Origin of the sequence: Enterococcus sp. HMSC076E04 (assembly GCF_001814285.1) — a bacterium.
In the GTDB taxonomy this organism is placed as follows: Bacteria; Bacillota; Bacilli; order Lactobacillales; family Enterococcaceae; genus Enterococcus_B; species Enterococcus_B lactis.
The window spans coordinates 49,673-71,592 of sequence record NZ_KV815607.1; the positions used below are offsets into that span (position 1 = coordinate 49,673).

The 21,920-nt window shown below is 37.8% G+C and carries 23 protein-coding genes; 20 read left to right on the top strand and 3 right to left on the bottom strand.

Annotated elements, in window-relative coordinates; all coding sequences use genetic code 11:
* Positions 1-98: 98 nt before the first annotated feature.
* The 9 genes from HMPREF2961_RS08725 (at position 99) to HMPREF2961_RS08765 (ending at position 8,610) form a co-directional block, all read left to right on the top strand.
* Positions 99-1,265: a class I SAM-dependent methyltransferase gene (locus tag HMPREF2961_RS08725; RefSeq protein WP_002314989.1), complete on the top strand. Its 1,167-nt coding sequence runs from the start codon at positions 99-101 to the stop codon at positions 1,263-1,265.
* A gap of 233 nt (positions 1,266-1,498) precedes the next feature.
* Positions 1,499-2,146 carry a PepSY domain-containing protein gene (locus HMPREF2961_RS08730; protein WP_025477248.1) on the top strand — a complete coding sequence of 216 codons (648 nt, stop codon included), beginning with the start codon at positions 1,499-1,501 and terminating at the stop codon, positions 2,144-2,146.
* Between the two features lie 83 nt (positions 2,147-2,229).
* Complete coding sequence (locus HMPREF2961_RS08735) at positions 2,230-3,174, top strand: dihydroorotate oxidase (RefSeq protein WP_002314991.1); 945 nt, start codon at positions 2,230-2,232, stop codon at positions 3,172-3,174.
* 134 nt (positions 3,175-3,308) lie between these two features.
* Complete coding sequence (locus tag HMPREF2961_RS08740) at positions 3,309-4,760, top strand: amidase (protein ID WP_002314992.1); 1,452 nt, start codon at positions 3,309-3,311, stop codon at positions 4,758-4,760.
* Between the two features lie 21 nt (positions 4,761-4,781).
* On the top strand, positions 4,782-5,618 hold the full coding sequence (locus HMPREF2961_RS08745) for a transporter substrate-binding domain-containing protein (protein WP_002306692.1): 837 nt from the start codon (positions 4,782-4,784) through the stop codon (positions 5,616-5,618).
* Positions 5,618-6,277, top strand: a complete 660-nt coding sequence (locus HMPREF2961_RS08750; RefSeq protein ID WP_002306693.1) for an amino acid ABC transporter permease — start codon at positions 5,618-5,620, stop codon at positions 6,275-6,277. Before HMPREF2961_RS08745 ends, HMPREF2961_RS08750 begins: the two co-directional genes overlap by 1 nt.
* A 123-nt stretch (positions 6,278-6,400) precedes the next feature.
* Positions 6,401-7,090: a hypothetical protein gene (locus HMPREF2961_RS08755; protein ID WP_025477249.1), complete on the top strand. Its 690-nt coding sequence runs from the start codon at positions 6,401-6,403 to the stop codon at positions 7,088-7,090.
* Between the two features lie 5 nt (positions 7,091-7,095).
* On the top strand, positions 7,096-8,091 hold the full coding sequence (locus HMPREF2961_RS08760) for a sce7725 family protein (protein WP_002314994.1): 996 nt from the start codon (positions 7,096-7,098) through the stop codon (positions 8,089-8,091).
* A gap of 6 nt (positions 8,092-8,097) precedes the next feature.
* Positions 8,098-8,610: a GNAT family N-acetyltransferase gene (locus tag HMPREF2961_RS08765; protein WP_002335053.1), complete on the top strand. Its 513-nt coding sequence runs from the start codon at positions 8,098-8,100 to the stop codon at positions 8,608-8,610.
* Between the two features lie 192 nt (positions 8,611-8,802).
* On the opposite strand, the gene HMPREF2961_RS08770 is transcribed toward HMPREF2961_RS08765, so the two are convergent.
* The 3 genes from HMPREF2961_RS08770 to HMPREF2961_RS08780 form a co-directional block, all read right to left on the bottom strand.
* Positions 8,803-9,360 (bottom strand): guanylate kinase, encoded by a 558-nt coding sequence (locus tag HMPREF2961_RS08770; protein WP_024635212.1) that lies wholly within the window; start codon positions 9,358-9,360, stop codon positions 8,803-8,805.
* An 87-nt stretch (positions 9,361-9,447) separates the two neighbouring features.
* Positions 9,448-10,629 (bottom strand): NupC/NupG family nucleoside CNT transporter, encoded by a 1,182-nt coding sequence (locus tag HMPREF2961_RS08775; RefSeq protein WP_002314996.1) that lies wholly within the window; start codon positions 10,627-10,629, stop codon positions 9,448-9,450.
* Between the two features lie 386 nt (positions 10,630-11,015).
* Positions 11,016-12,524, bottom strand: coding sequence for a DUF1846 domain-containing protein (locus HMPREF2961_RS08780; RefSeq protein ID WP_002314997.1), 1,509 nt, complete (start codon positions 12,522-12,524; stop codon positions 11,016-11,018).
* A 158-nt stretch (positions 12,525-12,682) separates the two neighbouring features.
* Between HMPREF2961_RS08780 and HMPREF2961_RS08785 the strand changes: the two genes are divergently transcribed.
* The 11 genes from HMPREF2961_RS08785 to HMPREF2961_RS08835 all read left to right on the top strand — a co-directional run bounded on the left by HMPREF2961_RS08785 (position 12,683) and on the right by HMPREF2961_RS08835 (position 21,915).
* A complete protein-coding gene (locus tag HMPREF2961_RS08785) occupies positions 12,683-12,874 on the top strand; it encodes a hypothetical protein (protein ID WP_002290760.1) in 192 nt (63 codons plus the stop codon).
* 213 nt (positions 12,875-13,087) lie between these two features.
* Positions 13,088-14,005, top strand: coding sequence for a coiled-coil domain-containing protein (locus tag HMPREF2961_RS08790; protein WP_070704585.1), 918 nt, complete (start codon positions 13,088-13,090; stop codon positions 14,003-14,005).
* Positions 13,998-15,071 carry a hypothetical protein gene (locus HMPREF2961_RS08795; RefSeq protein ID WP_002290763.1) on the top strand — a complete coding sequence of 358 codons (1,074 nt, stop codon included), beginning with the start codon at positions 13,998-14,000 and terminating at the stop codon, positions 15,069-15,071. Before HMPREF2961_RS08790 ends, HMPREF2961_RS08795 begins: the two co-directional genes overlap by 8 nt.
* A gap of 147 nt (positions 15,072-15,218) precedes the next feature.
* Positions 15,219-15,737 carry a hypothetical protein gene (locus HMPREF2961_RS08800; protein WP_002290764.1) on the top strand — a complete coding sequence of 173 codons (519 nt, stop codon included), beginning with the start codon at positions 15,219-15,221 and terminating at the stop codon, positions 15,735-15,737.
* Entirely contained in the window at positions 15,718-16,110 is a 393-nt protein-coding gene (locus tag HMPREF2961_RS08805) for a DUF4430 domain-containing protein (protein ID WP_070704588.1), read from the top strand. Before HMPREF2961_RS08800 ends, HMPREF2961_RS08805 begins: the two co-directional genes overlap by 20 nt.
* Before the next feature lie 74 nt (positions 16,111-16,184).
* Positions 16,185-17,120 (top strand): cation diffusion facilitator family transporter, encoded by a 936-nt coding sequence (locus HMPREF2961_RS08810; RefSeq protein WP_002315000.1) that lies wholly within the window; start codon positions 16,185-16,187, stop codon positions 17,118-17,120.
* 132 nt (positions 17,121-17,252) lie between these two features.
* Positions 17,253-18,032, top strand: coding sequence for an AzlC family ABC transporter permease (locus HMPREF2961_RS08815; RefSeq protein WP_002306712.1), 780 nt, complete (start codon positions 17,253-17,255; stop codon positions 18,030-18,032).
* Positions 18,025-18,342 (top strand): AzlD domain-containing protein, encoded by a 318-nt coding sequence (locus HMPREF2961_RS08820; RefSeq protein ID WP_002290769.1) that lies wholly within the window; start codon positions 18,025-18,027, stop codon positions 18,340-18,342. Before HMPREF2961_RS08815 ends, HMPREF2961_RS08820 begins: the two co-directional genes overlap by 8 nt.
* 243 nt (positions 18,343-18,585) lie before the next feature.
* Positions 18,586-20,196, top strand: coding sequence for a polysaccharide biosynthesis protein (locus HMPREF2961_RS08825; protein ID WP_002315003.1), 1,611 nt, complete (start codon positions 18,586-18,588; stop codon positions 20,194-20,196).
* A 157-nt stretch (positions 20,197-20,353) separates the two neighbouring features.
* Positions 20,354-21,202, top strand: a complete 849-nt coding sequence (locus tag HMPREF2961_RS08830; RefSeq protein ID WP_002315005.1) for a DegV family protein — start codon at positions 20,354-20,356, stop codon at positions 21,200-21,202.
* A gap of 233 nt (positions 21,203-21,435) precedes the next feature.
* Positions 21,436-21,915 carry a DUF6530 family protein gene (locus HMPREF2961_RS08835; protein ID WP_002290778.1) on the top strand — a complete coding sequence of 160 codons (480 nt, stop codon included), beginning with the start codon at positions 21,436-21,438 and terminating at the stop codon, positions 21,913-21,915.
* The last annotated feature ends 5 nt before the right edge of the window (positions 21,916-21,920 follow it).

Below are 21,920 nucleotides of genomic sequence, written 5' to 3' on the forward strand. Positions count from 1 at the left end.
TAGTTTTTGAAAAATTTCTGAAAAAATTAAACTTCTTAGTTGATTCTTTTCTTTTTTAGTATTAACGTAATAGGGTAGTTTTTTTAAGGAGGAAAATCATGTTAGAGAAAACTTTATACAACCAATTATTTTCACGTTCTTTCTCGCTCCCTGTCGAAGTAAATTATTGGGACGGTACAACGAAACAATACGGAGATACGGACACTCCTCCCCAAATCAAAATCAATATCCATGAAGAAATCCCAATGAAAGAGATTACAAGCAACGCTTCTTTGGCACTAGGAGAAGCCTATATGGATCATCGAATCGAGATCGAGGGAAGTATCCAAGCATTAATCAACGATGCTTATCAGCAATCAAACAGCTTTTTACGAGGAAAAGATTATCTAAAATGGCTGCCAAAGAAAGAAAAACATACAAAACAAAAAAACAAAGAAGATATCCATGCGCATTATGACTTAGGTAACGACTTTTATAAACTTTGGCTAGACCCAACTTTGACTTATTCTTGTGCCTATTTCAACACACCTGAAGATACGTTGGAACAAGCACAAATCAATAAAGTCCATCATATTTTAGACAAACTCTTTATCAAAGAAGGCGAAACGTTGCTTGATATCGGTTGCGGCTGGGGAACATTGATGTTCACTGCTGCCAAAGAATATAACGTCAAAGCAACTGGGATTACTCTAAGTGAAGAACAATACGATTTGATCACAAAAAAAATCAAAGAAGAACATTTAGAAGATAAATGCCGTGTATTATTAATGGATTACCGTGAACTAAAAGGCGAAACGTTTGATCATATCACAAGTGTAGGTATGTTCGAACATGTAGGTTCTGAAAATCTTGAAGGTTATTTCAAAGTCGTAAAAGATTTATTGAAACCAAAAGGAACAGCTTTGATCCATGGAATCAGTCGACAACAAGGCGGTGCGACAAATGCTTGGATCAATAAATATATTTTCCCTGGCGGTTATGTTCCTGGGGTTACTGAATTAGTTGATAATATTACAAAAAACGATTTGCAATTGATCGATTTAGAAAGTTTGCGTCGTGACTATCAATTGACATTAGAGCATTGGACAAAAAATTTCCATCAAGTCCAAGATCAAGTCACGAAAGAAATGGGTGATTCCTTCTATCGAATGTGGGATCTATATTTACAAGCTTGTGCAGCGTCATTTGAGTCAAGCAATATCGATGTAATTCAATATTTGCTTGTTCAACCTGGAAATAATGATATCCCAATGCATCGTGCATAATTGATATAAAAAGGCAGTTTAAAAGCTATTTAATTATTTAATAAATGAAAGCTAAGTTTTATGATGCTCCCGAAGTGAGATTTTAGTCTAACTTCTAGGGTTGTCTCTAAAGCTTAGCTTCTTTTTTATTTTCATAATAATAACGTTGTTCTTTAATTTTTAAACATGACAGAAAATTTTTTCTTCGTTATACTTGTATAGAATACTATTTTATAATAAAGGAGATAAAATCAATGAAGAAAACTGTTATTTATACTAGTTTATTTGCGGCTTTGTTTTTAGCTGCTTGTCAATCAAACACCAATCAAGGAACATCTGGGAATACATCTTCAAGTAGTGAACAACGCTCTTCTCAGGTATCGGAATCCTCAACAAACGCAAGTACATCTTCGTCTAGCCAAACAAAGAATTCGAGCGAGGCAATGGGCCAGTCAGCTATCAAAGTGTCTGCAGCTCGTGCGATTGAATTGTTTAAAGATAAGTATCCAGATACTGCTATTACTAGTTTGGAACTAGATAGTGATTGGGGATCTTACTTCTACAAGATAGAAGGTGTCGATGATCAAAAAGAATATGAAGCAAGAATTGATGCTCAGAATGAAAAAATGGAAACAGAGAATCCAGAAACGCTAGATCGAGAGGATCAAAATGGTCAAAAGAAAAAAGAAGATGGTCTAGCTGTTGATAAATTAATTACAATTGAGGAAGCAGCAAAGATTGCTGTCGATAAAGTAGGAAGCGGTACAGCAACAGATTGGGATCTGGATAAAGATCTAGGTACTACTTATTGGGAAGTCAAAGTAAAAAATGGTAATCAAAGTACATCAGTCAAGATTAATAGTGAAACAGGGGAAGTGCTATCAACCGAACAGGGTGATTAAGAAATACGTTGAAAAACAAGAGTTGATTTTTCTTTTAGTCATGATACACTAGATAAAATAACTTGTTTGAAGGAGCGATTTACTTGAGTTTAGAAACGACCTTTGCCAATCATACCTTTGCTAACCCTTTTATGAATGCATCTGGTGTACACTGCATGACTACCCAGGAATTAGACGAGCTGGCTCATTCAGAAGCAGGAGCATTTATCACTAAGAGCTGTACAATCAATGAACGAAAAGGAAATCCCGAACCACGTTATTTTGATGTTCCTTTAGGCAGTATCAATTCTATGGGGCTTCCAAACTTAGGCTTTTCTTATTATCTAGAGTATGCTCTTGCGTATGAAAAAGCGCAGAAAAAACCAAATCAACCATTATTTTTTTCGATCGCCGGGATGAGTGTCCAAGAAAACTTGGAAATGCTTGGGGAAATAGAAAAAAGTGGATTCAAGGGGATTACTGAACTAAATTTATCTTGTCCAAATGTGCCTGGTAAACCACAACTAGCTTACGATTTTGAGGCCACTTATGAAACATTGAAAGAAGTATTCAGCATCTTTTCTAAGCCGTTAGGGATCAAATTGCCTCCTTATTTTGATTTTGCTCATTTTGATCAGATGGCAGATATCTTGAATCAGTTCCCGTTGACATATGTCAATGCTATCAACAGTGTGGGTAACGGGTTGTATATCGATACAGACAAAGAAGCAGTGGTCATCAAACCAAAAGAAGGGTTCGGCGGCATTGGGGGAGAGTATATCAAGCCGACTGCTTTAGCAAATGTCCGCGCTTTTTATACGCGTTTGAAACCAGAAATCCAAATCATTGGTACAGGTGGGATTCGGACAGGACAAGATGCATTTGAACATCTGCTATGTGGCGCAAGCATGTTACAGATTGGTACCGAGCTTCATAAAGAAAGGCCGGAAATTTTTTCTAGAATCATAAAAGAATTAACGCAGATTATGTCAGAAAAAGGATATACGTCAATTGACGAATTTAAAGGCAAATTACGCAACATTTCATAGCAAAAAGACGAAGGTCATGATTGATCTTCGTCTTTTTTTATAAAAAACACTCGTCTGTTCATTCATGTGCAAGCGTACTCATTGTATGTTAGACGAACTTGTGGGAAAATAACAGGGGCAAAAAGGAGGATACTATGAAAGATGCAACAGAATTAGCGAAAGGACTTAAAGAAAAAGAATTTAGTTTTCAAGAATTAGCTGAGGATGTACAGAAAAAAATAAAAAAACAAAATCATGAATTGAATGCGTTTGTTGCACTTGAACCATTCGAGAATAGTTCCACTGAACGATTGATTCCCCAGTCAGAAAAAGGACCATTGGCAGGTATTCCATTCCCTTTAAAAATGCTCGGTCAAGAAAAAAAGGGGTGGCTAGCTACTTCAGGATCTCGTTTATTTGAAACACATCGAGCTTCTCATACATCCAATTATGTACAGCAAGCAGAAGCGATAGGGCTAGTTCCTTTTGGACAAACCAATGCGCCAGAGTTTGGTTTCAAAAATATTACAGACCCCGTCATCTATGGCCCAGCAAGAAACCCCTGGAACCTTGAATGTACACCTGGCGGATCAAGTGGAGGCGCTGCTGCTGCAGTTTCAGCGGGAATCGTTCCTTTAGCTGGCGCTAGTGACGGTGGTGGTTCTATTAGAATACCCGCTTCGTTTTGCGGATTGATCGGGCTGAAACCTTCGCGAGGGACGATGCCAGTTGGTCCATATGCTTGGCGAGGATGGCAAGGAGCTGCTATTGATTTCGGTTTGACGGTTTCTATGAGAGACACGGAGGCTTTATTTTATGGGATGAGAAGCATCCATTCCGGTGCGCCATATCAAGTATCGCCAGTTGAGTGGCAAACACATCCAAGAAAAAAACATTTGAAGATAGCTTTTTGTGTTGATTCACCGATCCACTCACAGATTAGTGAAGAGGCAGTACTTGCTGTAAAAAAAGCTGTAGATTTCCTTGAAAAAGAAGGACATGATTTGACGGAGATTCCTTACCCACTAGATGGTCGTAAACTGATTAGGTCTTATTATCAGATGAATGGCGCAGAGACAGCAGCAATGATCCACTCGATTGAAGCAGGCATCCAGCGAACTGTCAGAAAAGAAGAACTTGAGCCGATCTCTTGGACTTTGTTCCAATATGGTCAGAAACTTTCTGCCGCTACTTACATTGATTCTCTGCATGTATGGGATGAAGCAGCAATTGTCATGGAACACTTGCATCAAGAATATGATTTATTCCTTTCACCAACGACTGCATTTACTGCCCCTAAAATCAGCGAAGATTTGCAAAGTGATACGATAAGAGCACAGATGGAACACATCCATGATTGTTCTGAAGTACAAGCTTTAGAAGTTGTTTCTTCTATGTTTGAGGAAAGCTTGAAGATCACACCTTATACACAATTGGCTAATCTGACTGGACAACCAGCAATCAGCTTGCCTACTCATTTGACAAAAGAAAACATGCCTCTCGGGATTCAATTTATGTCCGCCAGAGGAAGAGAAGATTTGCTGCTTCAAATCGGCTATCTATTTGAAGCAAGTCACCAGTTCCATTTACCAAATCCATGGAAATAGCAGAAACAAGGAGAAGAAAAAATGAAGAAAAAAAGATTGTTTGCTCTAATAACTAGCGTCTTTTTTATTTTAAGCGCTTGCGGTACAGCTGCCGCTAACCAAGAAGATCACAGCTGGAGTAATGTGGAAAAAAAGAAAGAATTGGTAGTAGCAACTTCTGGCACACTATTTCCCGCTTCTTATTATAATGATCAAAATGAATTAGTTGGTTATGACGTAGACTTGGCGAAAGAGGTAGCCAAACGTTTAAATGTCAAGATCTCCTTTAAAGAATACAATGTGGATGGACAAATCACTTCTGTTTCAAAAGGAGAATCAGATTTTGCTGCGAACGATTTTGGTATCACAAAAGAAAGAGAAAAAAAATTCTCCCTTTCAGAGCCTTTCAAATATTCATTTGACAGTATGATCGTACGAAAAAAAGATGATTCAGGAATCCACTCACTTGATGATCTTAAAGGAAAAAAAGCAGCTGGCGAACCCAATACTAGCTATATGCGTTTAGCGGAAAAACACGGAGCTAAACTAGTCACTTACGATAACGCCACGAATGATCAATATTTAAGCGATGTAGCAAACGGTCGAACAGACGTTATTCTAAATGATTATTATTTGCAGAAAATGGCCGTATCTGCTTTACCAGATATCCCCGTAAAAATCTTGGAGAACGTTTATTTCAATGAAAACGAAAGTGGTTTTTTATTGAAAGAAGGAAATGATGCTTTGAAAAAGAAAATCGATGGCGTATTAAAAGAGATGAAAGAAGATGGGACGACAAAGAAAATATCTGAAAAATATTTTCAAACTGATGTTTCAGTCAAACCGAAAGAAACGATGACTGAGTCGGTGAGTGATTGATGTACTTTCCTCTCATTGATTTTTCCCTCATGTGGACTTCACTTCCTTTCGTACTGCAAGGCTTGGTATACACATTAGGGATTGGCTTCGTGTCTTTTGTTTTAGGAAACTTGGTAGGATTGCTTTTGACAGTTCTAGGTCTTTTGGATTGGCTACCTCTGAATGTATTTATTCGTTTTTATTTATCGTTCTTTAGAGGTATTCCAGCACTAGTCTTGCTGTTCTTGCTATATTTCGGGTTACCTTATCAATTAAGTGCCTTAACGGCTTCAGTCATCTGCTTCACGATTACCAGCAGTGCATTTATTGGTGAAATCTATCGAGGATCACTAGCAGGCGTTTCTTCAGGTCAGTGGGACGCTGGTTTAGCTTCTGGTTTTTCTTTCTTTGGGGTATTGAAATATATCGTTTTACCGCAAGCCTTTCGAATCTCGGTACCGGCACTCAGTAACGTAGCTATGGATTTAGTGAAAGGTACCTCATTAGCGGCAACGATCACAGTGCCAGAAATATTTCAAAAAGCAAAGATCATAGGTGGTCGGACATTCGACTATTTTTCTCTTTATATTTTAGTTGCACTGATTTATTGGATCATTTGTATCGGGATCGAAAAAGTGCAACAGTATTTAGAAAAACGTTCCGTCCATCAGTCAATCTGAAAAATAGAAATGGTGCTAGCGTGGCAAGCATCATTTCTATTTTTGTTTCTTGTGTATTCTGTCTAGTATTTTAAAATCATTTCATGTAAAATGTAAGACGAAAATATGTTCGGAGGTAAAAACATGAAAACCCCGCAAACCATCGAAATAGAATCCTCATTATACCAATATTGCATCGAGCAGGGCGGCTTAGTCGTAGAAGAAGTCACGATGCCTGATGACCAAGGAATTGTAGATACGCTTAGCTGCTTGACAAAATTTGATGGAAGCCGAGAATGGCGATGCTATGAGCTGAAAGTGACAAAAGCAGATTTTCGTTCTACAGCCAAACTGTCATTTGTCGGGCATTATAATTATTTTGTTTTGCCAAGTAAACTATATGAAGAAGTGAAAACAGAGATCCCTACAGGAATAGGTGTACTAGTATATCGCCCGTACACGATCGAAGAGGAAATGCCTGCATCTGGTACATTTATGATTGCGAAAAAAGCAGCAAAGAAGGAGCTTGCTGTACCGGAAGAAGCTTTGACAAACCGTTTTATGGCTTCTTTATTCAGAGAAGTAAGAAAAGCAAAGCAAATGGAGCGAGGCGTAAAATATTTTCCAACAGATCAATTGTACAAAGAATTGAAAAGACGTTCAGAAAACCAAGATCCATTTTCTAACGAACGATATTATGAACGGTTTTTAGAGGAAATAGCTAGTCAGGCAATCAATGAGTTGCAAGAAGAAGTTGCGGCGCTTCAACATGATTATGAATACTTAAGGCAACAACAGCAGATCCGGCGGTTGCCCACAGAGCCATTGGAGTGAAAAATATGTACTATCCTTATTTAAGAGGAAAACAATTTGACCTATTAGCATTAAAAGAAGCATTGTCGCGAGGATTGCTCTCCAATAAAATCCAACCGGTGATCGAACCAGTACGTGATTCCGCTACGCTTAAAAACGTGATCGAATTATTTCAAAAAAAGCACCATCCAATCGCTGTGATCCAAAATCCCCAAGTAGGACAATTTAAATTATTCGATCAGCATGTGCACAGTTGGACAGTCAAGGAACATAGCTCTGTCGTCTCTGCACAGATTTTAACGCCAGAAAATCTTAACGACGTACTGGATTCACCTCCAACGTTTCTGATTTTCGATGGACAACACTACCCAAAAGACGCAGAGGTATGGAAACAGCTGGCAGGAGTCGATTCGAAATTCTTGATACCAGATGCTAGTCGCTTTCGCATCTGGCTGCCCGAAAACAAAATTGTGATCCGTGACTCTTTTCAAACGAGAAAGCATGTTGAAAGTTATGCAGATAAAACGGACGACTTTTTTAGCGATGACTATCTTTTTTTCCACGAAGACGGATATAGTGGATTTTCTGATTTCACGATCGAAGGCAGCCGTTATTTCGATAAAGGGTTTCCTAGCCGAGCGCTTGCTATCCATCTAACGTATATCGATGCTTACGGTAATATCCGCGTAAAGCATTTTGTCTCTGACAGTAATGATTCCGCTAAAGATCAAGCATTGAAGTTTCTTGAAGCAGGAGATAAAATGAAAAAATGGATCATGCGTCACCATCATCAGCTCTTAATCACTTCAGGAATGATTGAATTACTGGCTCTCTACCAGCAACAAAAATTTCCAGGACTCGGAGTATTGAAAAAATGGTCGCTAATGCATCATTTGGAACTTATCAGTCAACTACTGGATCATCCAAAAAATTGGCTTAGAAGTTATTCAAAAGTTCCTGAACTGTATGAAGTGATTCAAAAATTAGAGAATATAAATGAAAAAGAAACAGAAAAGAGGTAACTGGATGTGTATATTCGGCTAACAAGAAAAGAAGAAGTAGAAGAAGTGGTAAAAATTATTGATGCTGCAGCGGAATTTATTGCTTCGCAAGGCTCTCCCCAATGGCAGAACGGGCAGAAACCAACAAAAGAAACGATTTTGAACGATATTGAAAGAAAAGAAAGCTATGTATTAATAGTCGAAGATCAAATTGTTGGAACAGCTGCATTAGTCTCAGGCGTGGATCCCGTTTACACAAAAATAGATGGTAGTTGGAAAGAATCAACTGGTCCTTATTTATCGATTCATCGTGTTGCTTTAGCAGAAAGTACTCGAGGGAAAAAACTAGCAAAACCGTTCTTAGAACATTTGTTGACGATTGCAGCCAGCAAAGATATCCAAGATGTCCGTATCGATACTTATCCAGCTAATGAACCGATGGAAAAGACCATCTATTCTGCTGGATTCACTTATCAAGGGATGATTGAATTCCCTTTTGAACATGGTGAAAGAAAAGCGTATCAAAAAATAATCAAGTGAGTATAAAAGCATCTTCACAAGGATGAAGACTTAATAATACGAAAAACAACTAGCTGATCGCTAAGAGAGTGGGACAGTAGTGGTGATCTTCAAGAAATAATTTTCGAAGAAGCTACTTCTGAAACACCGTTCATCGAGAGGTCGTGACACCATTTTTGTCGCGGCCTCTCAGCTTATCTTATGGATATTTAGCTAATCTGTTTCTATCAATAATCCTTTTTTTATTTTATCTGCTGCTTCTTGGAACGCTCCATCGTTTGACACGACTAAAAGTGTGGGAATAGCTGCCAACCGTTCCAGTTGAGCTAAGTCTTCTACATAAACTGCCATTCTGGCCGAAATCTGTTCGGGTGAATCTCCACGCTTTTTCAGGCGTGATTGTAGTGTTTCTTTAGAAATCGTAATAAAGATCGGACGGACTACCGTGCCAAAATACTCGTATAAATGCCAAAAACCATTTGCCGTCAAAACGGCATAACAATTTCCTTCCTTCAGTTTTTTGGTAATCTCTGCTTTGCTGGAACCATATTTATGTTGAGCATATTGATCCCACTCTGCAAATTCGTCTCGCTTGATCATCTGATTGAATGTATCGTCAGATACAAAATAATAATCCTCTTGATCTTTTTCTCCAGGTCTTGGTGATCGATTCGTGTAAGTAATGATCTTTTGTTCCGGCTGAAAAACAGCTTCTGCGAGCGAAGTTTTCCCAGAACCAGAAGGACCGATAAACACATAGCAATAATTCATCATCATTTCTCCTTTGATATTTGAGCAACTGAAAAAGCTTTGGAAATATTTCCAAAGCTTTTGAAAGCAACGTTGCTTTTTTGTTTATTATACCAGTAATCCAGTCACAATAGCACTTAAAAAGCTGACTAAAGTCGCTGTTAACAAGATCTTCAACCCATGTTTTGCAACAAGATTTCCTTTTTCTTCGTTTAACCCCTTCATCGCACCGGAAATGATCCCGATAGAAGAGAAGTTGGCAAATGAAACAAGGAAAACAGATATGATCGCTGTTGTGCGTTCAGTAAAATGGAAATGACCGTTAGCTAATTCTGTCATAGCAACAAATTCATTTGTAACCAATTTAGTCGCCATGATACTACCAGCATCCACTGCTTCTTTCCATGGGATTCCACTGATGAAGGCAAGAGGGGCAAAGATATAACCTAAGATCTCTTGGAAAGTAATACCGAATATCCCGTGAAAGATAGCATTGATCATAGCAATCAAGGCAACAAAACCGATAAGCATGGCAGCAACCGTGATTGCCACATGGAAACCATCAAGAATGTATTCTCCCAACATTTGGAAAAAGGTCTGTTCTTTGTTTTCTTCAATAATTAGTTCGTCTTCTTTTTCTTCTAATACATAGGGATTCACAATCGAAGCCAGAATATATCCGCCAAATAAATTCAAAACAAGGGCAGTGATCACATATTTAGAATCGATTAGTGCCATATAAGATCCGACGATTGACATAGACACGGTAGACATAGCCGAGACACTCATGGTGAATAAACGTTTCTCAGATAAGAAAGGTAATTCCTTCTTTATGGAAATAAATACTTCCGATTGCCCTAAAATAGCAGAAGCTACTCCGTTGTAGGATTCTAATTTGCCCATTCCGTTGATTTTGCTTAACCCAAGACCAACAGCTTTCATAAACAATGGAAGAATTTTGATGTAGCGTAAAATCCCGATAATAGCAGAAATAAATACGATTGGCATCAATACGGAAAGAAAGAAAGGTGCACTTCCTTTATTTGCTACACCGGCAAAAACAAAGTCAACACCCTGCCCAGCAAAAGCAAGAAGATGATCAAACATTTTTGCCAATACAGAAACAACCGCTGTACCAAAAGTTGTACGTAATAATACGAAACCAAGAACAAGCTGTAAAACGAACATCACAATTAGTGGTTTCAATTTGATTGCTTTTTTGTTGCTGCTGATCAAAAAAGCAAGACCTAATGTGACAAATAAACCAATAATACCTAATAAATAACTCAAATAATCACTCCTATTCCAAATTCCGTTTTATTTTACCTGTTTTGTAAATAAAATACTAATCTTTAGTGAAATTTTCATTACTTTTTTAGAGTAAAACGCATTCATTTTCCATTAGAATATAAAGCAACCAAAATAAATCGAAAAAACAGATAAAAGACGCTAAAAAAACTGATGTTCCATTGTTTTTTCGTATTTCAAATAGAGAGAGAAAGCAAGTTAAAGTATGAGAAATAAAATTTATCACACTCTTGTTTTTTCTTTCAAACTGAATATCTCTCAAGAAGGGACAAGAAGTGTATCCACTTAGTGATGGCTATAAAAAAACGAAACTATTGTTTAAGCTAATGCTAATAGTTTCGTTTTCATCCTTTATAAGTGAATTTTTTCTATTGGTAGTATAGATTTTCTGAAGGGTAGACAGGTGCGCAAGTAATATCGATTCCTAGTTTTTTCAATGTTTGTTCATCATTTTTATTGACCATCACAGTGGAGTGGGCTTGTGCTCCCTCAAGTTCAGCTAGTTTATCATAAGCAACTTGAGCGATTGGATTCGTTACTGCACTGATTGATAAAGCGATCAAGACTTCATTGATGCTTAGTGCATCCAAAGAGGAATGAAGTGTCTTTGATTTCAATCCTTGTATTGTTTCAAGAACTAATGGTGATAATAAAGGAATGTCATCTGCAATATGCGCTAAATGTTTTACTGCATTTAAGATGACTGCCGCTGACGCATCCATCAATGAGCTTGTACGTCCGGTAATAATGACTTCGTCTGGTAATTCGATTGCAATCACAGCAGAAGGATCTTTTGTAGGACTTTGTTCTTGAATTTTATCTGCATAATCATGGGCAGGAACGACAACGTTTCGGTCTTCAGGGCGTAATCCGACTTCTTCCATAATCAGTTTGATTCGATTAACTGCTTCTTCGTCAATCAATCCTTTTTTGAAGTCACACTCTGTTTGGAAATAGCGGCGGATGATTTCTTGTTTAGAAGCTTCTTGGACAACCGCATCATCCACGATACCAAATCCTACACGATTCACACCCATGTCAGTAGGAGATTGATAAACAGATTCTTTACCAGTAATTTTTTCAATAATACGTTTGATTACAGGGAAGGTTTCAACATCTCGATTATAATTTACAGCTACTTTATTGTAGGCGTCAAAGTGGAAGGAATCGATCATATTGACATCCTTCAAATCGACTGTGGCTGCTTCATAGGCAATGTTCAATGGATGTTTCAACGGAACGTTCCATACTGGAAAAGTTTCGAACTTGGAGTAACCAGCTGCATGTCCTTTTTGGCTTTCATGATACAGTTGGTTCAAACAAGTAGCGAGTTTTCCGCTTCCTGGTCCAGGAGCTGTCACTACAACGATTGGTTTAGTTGTTTCAATGTATTCGTTTTTCCCAAACCCATCTTCTGAAACGATTTTTTCTACGTTGACTGGATAGTCTTCGATTTCTGAATGTTTATAGACTTTGATATTTCGTCTTTCTAGTTTATTGATAAAGACTTTCGTGGCAGGCTGGCCGCTATAGCGAGTGATAACGACACTGTTGATCAATAATCCATAACCACGTAATTCATCAATCAGCCGCAAGATATCCATATCATAAGTAATCCCATAATCACCGCGGATCTTATTACGTTCAATGTCTCCGGCATAGACGCAAATCAGTATTTCAGCCTGATCTTTTAATTTTTGTAGCAGTTTGATTTTCGCATCTTCTTCAAATCCTGGAAGTACACGTTTTGCATGTTTGTCATCCACTAGCTTTCCACCAAATTCCAAATATAACTTATCATAGTGGTTCACTCGTTCCAAAATATACGCGGACTGCTCTTCAATATATTTCTCTGAATCAAAACCAATTTTTTTCACTGGGTTCCCTCCTTAAGTACTAAAGCATTTTTTCATTTTTTTTTGGATTCGTCAACTGGAAGAGCAAAATTCCTCAAAAAAACAAAGAAAATGGTTTAAACCAACTTGTCTAGATAGTTATTCATTGGTATGATAGTTTTTGATAAGGAAGGTGCTACATGAAAAAAAGACAGAAAAAGAAAAACGCATATAAACACTATATCCGTTCGATTTTTACCGGTTATGAAAAAATGCTTGAAGATCCCGAATTAGAACAATTGACGTTTACTTATTTAAACGAAGAAACGCAACTAACTCGTGATGACCATCAGCGCATTCATTTCACAACAAGAGATCTGCCTAGTAAATAAAAGAATATGATAAAAGTCATTGCATTCGATTCTGTCCTATCAGATGAATCAGATATCAAAGACTAGTTGATCGAAAAAAAGGCTGTGCCAAATTTTGGTGCAGCCTGTTTTATGGAGCATTGCCCGCTCTTTTTTATAACAATTTTTTACAGAAAATGGTACTATTGAAGTATTAATAAGTGAAAATCAGATGAGTAAGAGGAGGCAAGTAGTATGAAAGAGCCAAATACAAACACAAATTATGAGCAAGGCGAACTAGAGGAGACGAGCACGAATCAGGATACAGCAAAAGAATCGTCTTCTTTTTATGATATCAAAGAAAAAGCAAGCATGAATCTTTCCCAATTATTAGAAGATTTACAGGCTTTTGAAAAAGCTGTCCGCGAAGAAGATATTCCTGAGATCTACCGTTTGTACAACGGCCGATTGAACGAAGAATTAAAACGAAGCTCAAATGAAAATCACGAGATTGACCAATTGCTGATGCGTAAGATCCATGATCGTTTTTTGCAAGAATTTCCTTTTATGGAACAAGTAGAAAGCATCTCACCAACGATGAGCTATTACAAAATCGGCACTTATTACCATGATCGCCCTACAATTGGTATCGATGCAAGTTTGCCAGAAATTTTTGTTTTGCCTAGGATCGATGAAGAGTGGGAGAAATATTCCCAACCGGAGACAACGGACTATGACAAAAAAATCAATGAGCTAGACGCGAAGGTGATCACAGCCCAGACAGAGATCGAACGTCTAGACGAACAGATAAAAGAAATCAATCGGCAGATGACTGATTTGGACGATAATAAAGGATTCTTGAATCGTAAGAAAATCGAGGAAGAAATTCAAGAATTAGAGAAGAAGAAGCAAGTGCTATCTAATGAAAAATTAGGCTGGCTTCCTTATATCGAGACACCTGAAACAATCCAGCAGCAAAAAGAAGCATTGAAACAAGAAGCAAGAGCGGACCAACTTCGCGCAGCCATCGTAGAAAAAGAGCAACGGCAAATCAGTCGCTATTTCGGTAGCAAAGAGGGGTTTGGTCAAGCAATCCATGAATTCTTGATGAATTATCTTGGTAATGAAAATCCTAATAATCAATCTAATGAAGGAGGTTCCGAGTATGAATGAACACGATGAAGCAGAATGGACAAAAAATGAAGCACAGACAGAAGATCATGAAGAAACGAACACTTCATTAGAGGAACAAACAAGTAAGCCACTGGATGACACAGAAGAAGTCCCTATGCCAGAAGAAACAAAAATCCATGAAAAAGAAAAAGTAACTCCGACGAATACGGATACTTCAGAAAACACGCATGCTTATGAAGTATCTGAAAATCCCGGGTATTTAGAAGGAAAAGAGCAAGATCATCAAGATATCGTCAGTTTGATTGAAACAGCGGAAGCAGAATTAGCGGATTTACGTATGAGAAAATATTTGATTGAATCAGATTTTCCCGAATTATTAGAATCATATGACCGCTTTATATTGAATGAAGAACCGATCTCAACGATTGGAAAGACAAGTCTGATCGAATACTTCACATATGAATTACTGAAACCGTTGAATGATATTGGTCTGGAACGATCAAATTCAGCTTATGACACATGGAAAACAAGACATTTCTCTATCAATTATACGTTGAATGGACAAAACGAATTAGTCTTTTCCTTTGTATTACCGACCATCGATCAACGATACCAAGTGGAATCGATGAGTCTTCTAAATGTATCACCAGAGACGATGGAAATCGATGTCCAAGATGATCGAGTGCTTTCTTTGATCCGATACTGGTCAGTTGATCGAGTATTCTCAGCAGGACAGATCACGATTTTCAATCACAAATTGAATCAATTATTAGCCCACGCTAGAACACTTGGTTTTACAGTTAATCAGACACTACTAGACAATACGAAGCCACTTCGTTTGAACCTTCAGAGCGAATTTGAATTGACGAATGAAGTATTGGATGATATTTTTATCGTGGCGATGAAAAATCCATCCTATGATATGGAAAAGATCAACGAAACTACTTATCAAGTACGATTAGATAAAGGACAGTCTTTAACGATAGCAACAAACGAAAAAGATCAAACGGTCTTGTCGATCTCATCTGGAGATTACCCACGATCCGTCATTGATTTCTTTATCAATTACGAATTCTTGGTTCCGTTAATGGTGAGAAAGTCCTGATTGGATAAGTTGGATTACCAGAGGTCATTCAGATAATTCTGTTCCAAAGGACTTGCGGCAGTTATCCAGAATAATTGTCACAAGTCTTTTCTGTATGTACTGAATGAACGTGAATCATCTGCTGGTGAAGGAGGAGTTACATCAAGAATGTCCACAAATAAAATCGCCCAGCTTAGCTTATTGTCTGCTGCTTGTGTAGCAGGTAGGATCGCTTTTCAATTTATTCCGAATTTCCAGCCAATGACTGCTATTTTTTTGTTTATAGTTCTTTACTTAAGCTTGAAAGATGCGCTAATTGTCATGAGTCTTTCTATCGCAATCAGCAGTTTTTATTTTGGTGTGGGGCCATGGGTCTTCGGTCAGTGGCTCAGCTATACCGTCGTTCTGGCGTTGTTTTCAATTTTCTGCTCGAGAAGAACAATCCGAAGGAATCTCTGGTTAAAAGGAACCTGCTTTTTTCTAGCAGGTATAGTTTATGGAATAGGGATGACTGTTTTCGATACGCTCCTCTATCATTTACCTCAACCTTGGGTCTATTACCTTCAAGGGGTGTCGTTTGATCTGATGCACAGTATAGGTAATGTTGTGTTCTTCCTTGTTTTTCTGCCAGTCGTCAAACGTTTTTACAATCATTCAGGAGGAAAAAATGAAAAAAATAATTTATAGTCTGCTTGCAATGAGTGTCAGTGTACTCATGTTGACAAGCTGTAGTACAACCAACACACCATCGACTTCCAACCAAAAGGAGGAAGTAAAAACATCGAAAAAAGCAACGATCACGTTACAAGAAAATGGTCAAAACTTTTTGAAAAAAGAAGTGACTTTCAAAAAAGGAGAAACTTTGCTGACTATTTTGAAACAAAATTTTGAAGTCGAGGAAAATGATGGCTTCATCACTTCGCTTGAAGGGCATTCTCAGGATGAAAAGAATCAAACCTATTGGATGTTTACTGTGGATGGGAAAAGTGCTACTACTGGGGCAAAAGAGATCGAATTGAACAATGGACAATCGGTCATTTTCAATTTATCTAAACTATAAGTTTCATAAAAACTGTTAAAGGGCGGATATTGCCGCACTTTAGCCAGTTCACTTGATGAAAGAAGGAAAAGAATATGGAAAATTTTAAAAAAAGCGGAATGTTTTCCGTAATTGCTGCTCTAGGGGCTAATATTCTAGTCGCTATCAGCAAATTTGTCGGCTATGCAATCAGTGGCAGTGCCGCCATGCTGAATGAAAGCATCCATAGTATCGTTGATTGTAGTAATCAGATTTTGCTGCTATTTGGCGATAAACAAGCTAATAAAGGTCAGAGCGACTTGCATCAATTTGGTGAAGGCCGAGCAAAATACTTTTTTAGTACGATCGTCGCAATGATGCTTTTCTTCGGTGGGGGAGCACTAGGGGTGATGGAAGCTTTTGAAAAATTGACGCATCCATCCCATGAAGTTGGTAATCCAATCATTGTCATTGCCATTTTGTTATTTGGTTTGGTAATCGAAGGAAGTTCTTTGCGTGTCGCAATGAAGGAAATCAAAGAATTGAATACTGAAAATCTTTCCACGATGCGCTTTTTGCGCGAAAGTCGACATAGTGAAATACTGATTATATTTACGGAAGACTTGTGTGCTGTAATCGGTTTGGTCTTGGCTTTAGTGGGAACAATCTTGACTTATGCAACCGGGATTGCTGCATTTGATGCTATCAGCGGATTACTGATAGGTTTCTTACTGATGGGAGCTGCGATTTTCCTAGCAAAAGAATTTTATAGTCTGATCATTGGTGAAAGTGTGACAGCAAGCGATTTATCAAAAATCAAGTTAGCCTTTGAACGACCTGAGATCAGTCGGCTAATTGATATCAAAACCGTTCATTTAAGTCCAACGGAAATTTTAGTCGCTGCAAAAGCAGATATTGTTGGAAACAAAGAAAATGAAACGTATTCGATCATCAATGATATTGAAAAAAATATGCGTCAGTCTCTTCCTGACAAGAAGATGTATATATACATTGAAACAGATAAATATGACCCAAATTATTCTCACAAATAAAACGTATGTTCATGAATTGAAGCAAAAATGAGAAAAATATAATCTTGTTTTTAAATAAAACGGCTACAATTTAGCGAATTTATGTTACAATGAGTCCGCTGTTTATTTGTTGTAATTAAAGGAGATATTTTAATGAACAAAAAGAAAAGTGCGCCATGGCTTCAAGCTTTGCATGCAGTGATGCCGCTTTGTATAAGCTATATACCAGTGGGATTAGCTTGCGGAGTATTGTTGCAAAAAGTTGGATTTGATCCTCTCTTATCAGGGCTGTTATCGATTCTGGTCTTTTCCGGCGGCGCGCAGTTTTTAGTTGCATCTATGCTTACGACGCAAGCATCATTTGCAACGACATTATTGATGGTTTTCTTTTTAGAATTACGCTATACATTATTAGGAGCAAGTCTTGCCGGTTTTATGAAAAAAGAAAAGCGGACGTTTTTAGCTGTCTTTTCTCAATCCCTGAATGATGAAAACTATGCGGTGAACTACTTAAAGTTCTCAACTGACCCCTCTTGGAACAAAAGAAAGGCTTTATATGTCAATTGGTTCTCAATGGCTGCATGGGCCGGTAGCAACATGATCGGTAATTTTTTTGGCTCGGTGATTCGTGTAGATGCTGACCTTGTCCATTTTGCTTTGACTGCTATGTTCATATTTATGTTTGTCATGCAAATGAAAAACGCACTACTGATCTTTACAGGTTTGTTTTCAGGTGTATTAGGGGTGATCTTCATGGTATTATTCCAAAACACATTCGGCTTGATTGCAGCTACTGTTATTGCTTCATTTGCCGGATTTATGTTGGAGAAGGCATTTAAAAAAGAAAAAGCCAAGAAACTAAGGGATCGCGGCAAAGATGTCAATGAACCGCTCTTCAACTTCCCGGAACAGGAGGCCAACCATCATGACTAAACTATATTTGCTGTTTTTAGTTGCTTGTCTGTTCATCGTTGCGTATATTCCGCGCTTGTTCCCGATGCTTTATTTTACTCATCGAAAAGTGCCATCTTGGTTTAGTGACTGGATGAAGTATGTACCAGTAGCATTGTTTGCGGCGTTAGCTTTCAAAGATGTCTTCATTACTCATGAACATCTGGATATTGCTTGGAATATCAAAATAGCTGCAATGATTCTAGTAGCAGGTGTGGCTTACAAAACACGTTCGATGGCATTGTCAGTTTTGACAGGACTTGCGTCTGTCTTTTTACTGTCCATGCTTTAAACTGTTTTATTCCCTAAAAAAACAGAGATTGCGACATAAGTTGTTCAAACTGATCTATCCAAACTGCATTTGCATCAGCCAATTGTGGATGCAAGTTCATTTATTCGGAGAAAAAGATTAGTGTTGACTTATGATGCAAGCTCTTTTTTGTTTTAAGAATTAAAGAGGGATTTGTCCTTCTATGTTTTTTTGCTATAATAGGGAAGATGTTTATTTTATGAAAGAATAGTTGAGGGAAATTAGATGAATAAAAAATTGATGCAAGGAACATTTTGGCTAACCTTTGCTAATCTTCTATGTAAAGTTTTAGGGGTAGTCTATTTGATTCCCTGGCTAAGTATGATGGGGAACAATCAAGATGGTATGCTTGCTACGACATTATACAATGTTGGCTATCTTCCATATGGATTGTTCCTGATGCTTGGTACAGTCGGATTTCCAAATGCGATTGCAAAAAAAGTAGCTGTAGCAACAAAAGAAGGAGATAACGCTGCTTGTCGGCTGATTTTTCGAAGTACGATCAATATTATGTTCGTCATCGGTATCGCCTCTGCTGCGTTGATGTATTTATTTGCTCCTTTATTAGCCGGAATCAGTCCAATCGCTAACGTTAACAACGGGATACTAGCTATCCGAAGTTTATGCCCATCTTTGGTTGCTATCCCGATTTTGAGTGCAATGAGAGGATACTTCCAAGGGAAAAACGATTTACGACCTTATGGAACTTCTTTGATTATTGAACAAGCTGTACGAGTGATCGTTATCTTGGCTGGTACTTATTACTTGCGCGTATTGACTGACGGAACCATATTAGAAGCTGTATTGATCAGTACAGTTGCTTCTTTCTTTGGCGGGTTAGCTGCGATTATCCATATGTATATCGTCGGACGCAGAAAAGACTTCTTTGAACTTAAAGACTTTTTGATTTCCAGCCGTTACTTCGAAAGAGAAAACCGATCTGCCTCTGTCTCTATCATTCGGGAAACACTACCGTTCATTTTTGTCGGCTCCGTCATTACTATCGTTCAGATGATCGACCAAGTAACGATGAAACCACTGCTTCACTTTTTCCGTCCAGATATTGCAGATCAGCAACTGGAATTCTTATTCAGTCGTGCTTCTGTTAATCCAAACAAACTGACATTGATCCTGATTTCCATGGTAGGAACAGTTGCTATAAGTAGTTTGCCAATACTAAGCACAATGAAGAAAAAAGATCGTTTACAAATCGAAAAGACAGTAGGAGACAGTTTTTCGATTGCGTTATTGATCCTTCTTCCTTCATTGACCGGGATGTCTTTATTAGCTGGTCCATTATACACATTGTTTTTTGGTTATGATCCTGAAAGTGTTGGTTATTTCCAAATGGCTTTGTTAGCTTCTTTGTTTTTCTCTTTATTCACGATTCTGTCTACGATGCTTCAATCTCTGAACCACCATCGTTTTGCGATTCGACTAACTGTAGAAGCAATTATCCTGAAAGTCATCTTCCAAGTAATCGGACTAGGTCTAGTTGGCGGATACGGGATGAGCTTATCAAATGGCTTGGCATTCGGCATCGTCTTTGTTCGTGGTTATCACTTTATGTGCAAAGAATACCGAATAGCACCTTTAGCAAAAATCAGCAGTTTTTTCTTAAAAACTTTCCGATCTACCTTGATTATGCTTGCGGTATGTTTTATCATTTTCTTTTTGCTGAATCAGCGATTGTCAATGGAATCAAAAAGTTATGCAATGGTTTATTGTGTGGCTTTAGGAAGTATTGGGGGTTTAGTATTTTTATTTTCTCAATTCGGAAAAAATGGGTTCCGAATGTTGAAAAATGTTAAACATCGTAGCGGAAGCAAAGAATAGGCTAACTAGTCGTCTTTTTGCTGTCGCTAGAAAAACGGCAATTCGTATGATTACGCTTGTCGTTTTTCTATTTTCCAATTTTAGTTTCATATCTAATCTTACTTATGATATAGTTATGAGGTCTGGAAAAATTCTTTGAAACGAGGAAATTAAACACATGAAACTTGCAGTAGTTACAGATAGTTCGGCGTATCTGCCGGAACGTATCAAGAACCATCCCGACTTATTCGTGATTCCAATCCCTTTGATTATGGATGGGAAAATTTATAACGAAGGAATCGATATCGAAGCGGATGAATATTATGGACTTTTAAAAAACAGTAAAGATTTTCCTACTACTTCACAACCTGTCGTAGGGGAAGTTTTGGCTTTATATGAGGAATTGAAAGAGAAAGGGTATGACACGATTTTAAGTATCCATCTTTCTTCAGGTATTTCTGGTTTCGTCAACACCTTATTTGCGATGAAAGACAATATCAGTGGAGTAACGGTCATTCCTTATGACTCTAAGATCACTAGTATGCCGATGGGACATATGGTAGAAGCTGCCTTAGACTTAAATGATGAAGGTCAGCCCCTTGATGAGATACTTGCGCATGTCGATCGAATTCGAGATAATACTTACGCTTATCTAATTGTAGATGATTTGAACAATTTAGTACGGGGAGGGCGATTGACCAATGGCGCTGCACTGATTGGTAGCCTATTGAAAATCAAACCGATCCTGACATTTTCTGAAGGAAAAATTGTTTTATTCGAAAAAATCCGTTCAAGTAAAAAAGCATTTGCTCGGGCTGAAGAAATCATTGGCAAAAGAAATAACGAAATACAACCGCCAGTCAAACTTTACGTGATACATGCAAACAATTTAGAAGTAGCGATTGCGGAAAAAGAGAAATTGCAGAAAAAATATCCAAATGCAGAAATCGAAGTTGGTCATTTTGGACCAGTCATTGGTACACATTTAGGCGAAAAAGCCATCGGCATCGCCATTTCAGCGCAATAATTCCTTTTATTCAAAAAACAAACCAAAAATATTCTACATCATCTTGCTCTTTATTCACGCGATAAATGAACGTGCAGAAGAGCAAGATGATGTTTTTATGTATTTCTAACAAACAGGCTCTTTTTCTTTGCATTTCTCTCTTCAGTCATTTATAATGTCGCATATAGTTTAGTAAATTAGTAAACTACTGATTTACTAATTTACTAAAAATAGAAAGACGAGGAATTAAAATCATGGAAATACCTACAAATTTAAAACATAAACCAGTGCTCGTTGTAGAAGACTACGATAAAGTTGATGGAAGAAATGCATTGAATACGGACGCAAAAGGTCTTTCTTTGGGTCTCGCTCAATGGAATGACCGTGGAAAAGTCGACATATCAGGCAAAGTATGGCGACATACTGGAGAAAAATGGTCTCGACAATCAGAAGAATTACCAATTACACGTATTTTAGATTTAGCGATCTTAGCTGCACAAGGAAGTTTATACTTTCAAGATGCTTATCGTTATGAAAAATTCTATGATCCAGAAAATCCAGTTGTGGACATCATTGGTTTGCAGGGAAACCGGATGACAGTCGAGGTAGATACCAAAAATCCAAAGATCGATGAAGACATTATTTTGTATTACGATACACTACAAAAAGACGGAGAACTGATTGGGGAACGATTCCGTATTTTAAAACGTCTTTTAGATGAGTTAGGATATTAATAGAC

Coding starts and splice junctions, on each gene's coding strand:
- HMPREF2961_RS08800 (WP_002290764.1), top strand. CDS start 15,219: ATGTCCACAAATAAAATCGCCCAGCTTAGCTTATTGTCTGCTGCTTGT.
- HMPREF2961_RS08820 (WP_002290769.1), top strand. CDS start 18,025: ATGACTAAACTATATTTGCTGTTTTTAGTTGCTTGTCTGTTCATCGTT.
- HMPREF2961_RS08785 (WP_002290760.1), top strand. CDS start 12,683: ATGAAAAAAAGACAGAAAAAGAAAAACGCATATAAACACTATATCCGT.
- HMPREF2961_RS08740 (WP_002314992.1), top strand. CDS start 3,309: ATGAAAGATGCAACAGAATTAGCGAAAGGACTTAAAGAAAAAGAATTT.
- HMPREF2961_RS08745 (WP_002306692.1), top strand. CDS start 4,782: ATGAAGAAAAAAAGATTGTTTGCTCTAATAACTAGCGTCTTTTTTATT.
- HMPREF2961_RS08795 (WP_002290763.1), top strand. CDS start 13,998: ATGAATGAACACGATGAAGCAGAATGGACAAAAAATGAAGCACAGACA.
- HMPREF2961_RS08835 (WP_002290778.1), top strand. CDS start 21,436: ATGGAAATACCTACAAATTTAAAACATAAACCAGTGCTCGTTGTAGAA.
- HMPREF2961_RS08810 (WP_002315000.1), top strand. CDS start 16,185: ATGGAAAATTTTAAAAAAAGCGGAATGTTTTCCGTAATTGCTGCTCTA.
- HMPREF2961_RS08830 (WP_002315005.1), top strand. CDS start 20,354: ATGAAACTTGCAGTAGTTACAGATAGTTCGGCGTATCTGCCGGAACGT.
- HMPREF2961_RS08750 (WP_002306693.1), top strand. CDS start 5,618: ATGTACTTTCCTCTCATTGATTTTTCCCTCATGTGGACTTCACTTCCT.
- HMPREF2961_RS08825 (WP_002315003.1), top strand. CDS start 18,586: ATGAATAAAAAATTGATGCAAGGAACATTTTGGCTAACCTTTGCTAAT.
- HMPREF2961_RS08760 (WP_002314994.1), top strand. CDS start 7,096: ATGTACTATCCTTATTTAAGAGGAAAACAATTTGACCTATTAGCATTA.
- HMPREF2961_RS08790 (WP_070704585.1), top strand. CDS start 13,088: ATGAAAGAGCCAAATACAAACACAAATTATGAGCAAGGCGAACTAGAG.
- HMPREF2961_RS08805 (WP_070704588.1), top strand. CDS start 15,718: ATGAAAAAAATAATTTATAGTCTGCTTGCAATGAGTGTCAGTGTACTC.
- HMPREF2961_RS08815 (WP_002306712.1), top strand. CDS start 17,253: ATGAACAAAAAGAAAAGTGCGCCATGGCTTCAAGCTTTGCATGCAGTG.
- HMPREF2961_RS08770 (WP_024635212.1), bottom strand. CDS start 9,360: ATGAATTATTGCTATGTGTTTATCGGTCCTTCTGGTTCTGGGAAAACT.
- HMPREF2961_RS08725 (WP_002314989.1), top strand. CDS start 99: ATGTTAGAGAAAACTTTATACAACCAATTATTTTCACGTTCTTTCTCG.
- HMPREF2961_RS08730 (WP_025477248.1), top strand. CDS start 1,499: ATGAAGAAAACTGTTATTTATACTAGTTTATTTGCGGCTTTGTTTTTA.
- HMPREF2961_RS08755 (WP_025477249.1), top strand. CDS start 6,401: ATGAAAACCCCGCAAACCATCGAAATAGAATCCTCATTATACCAATAT.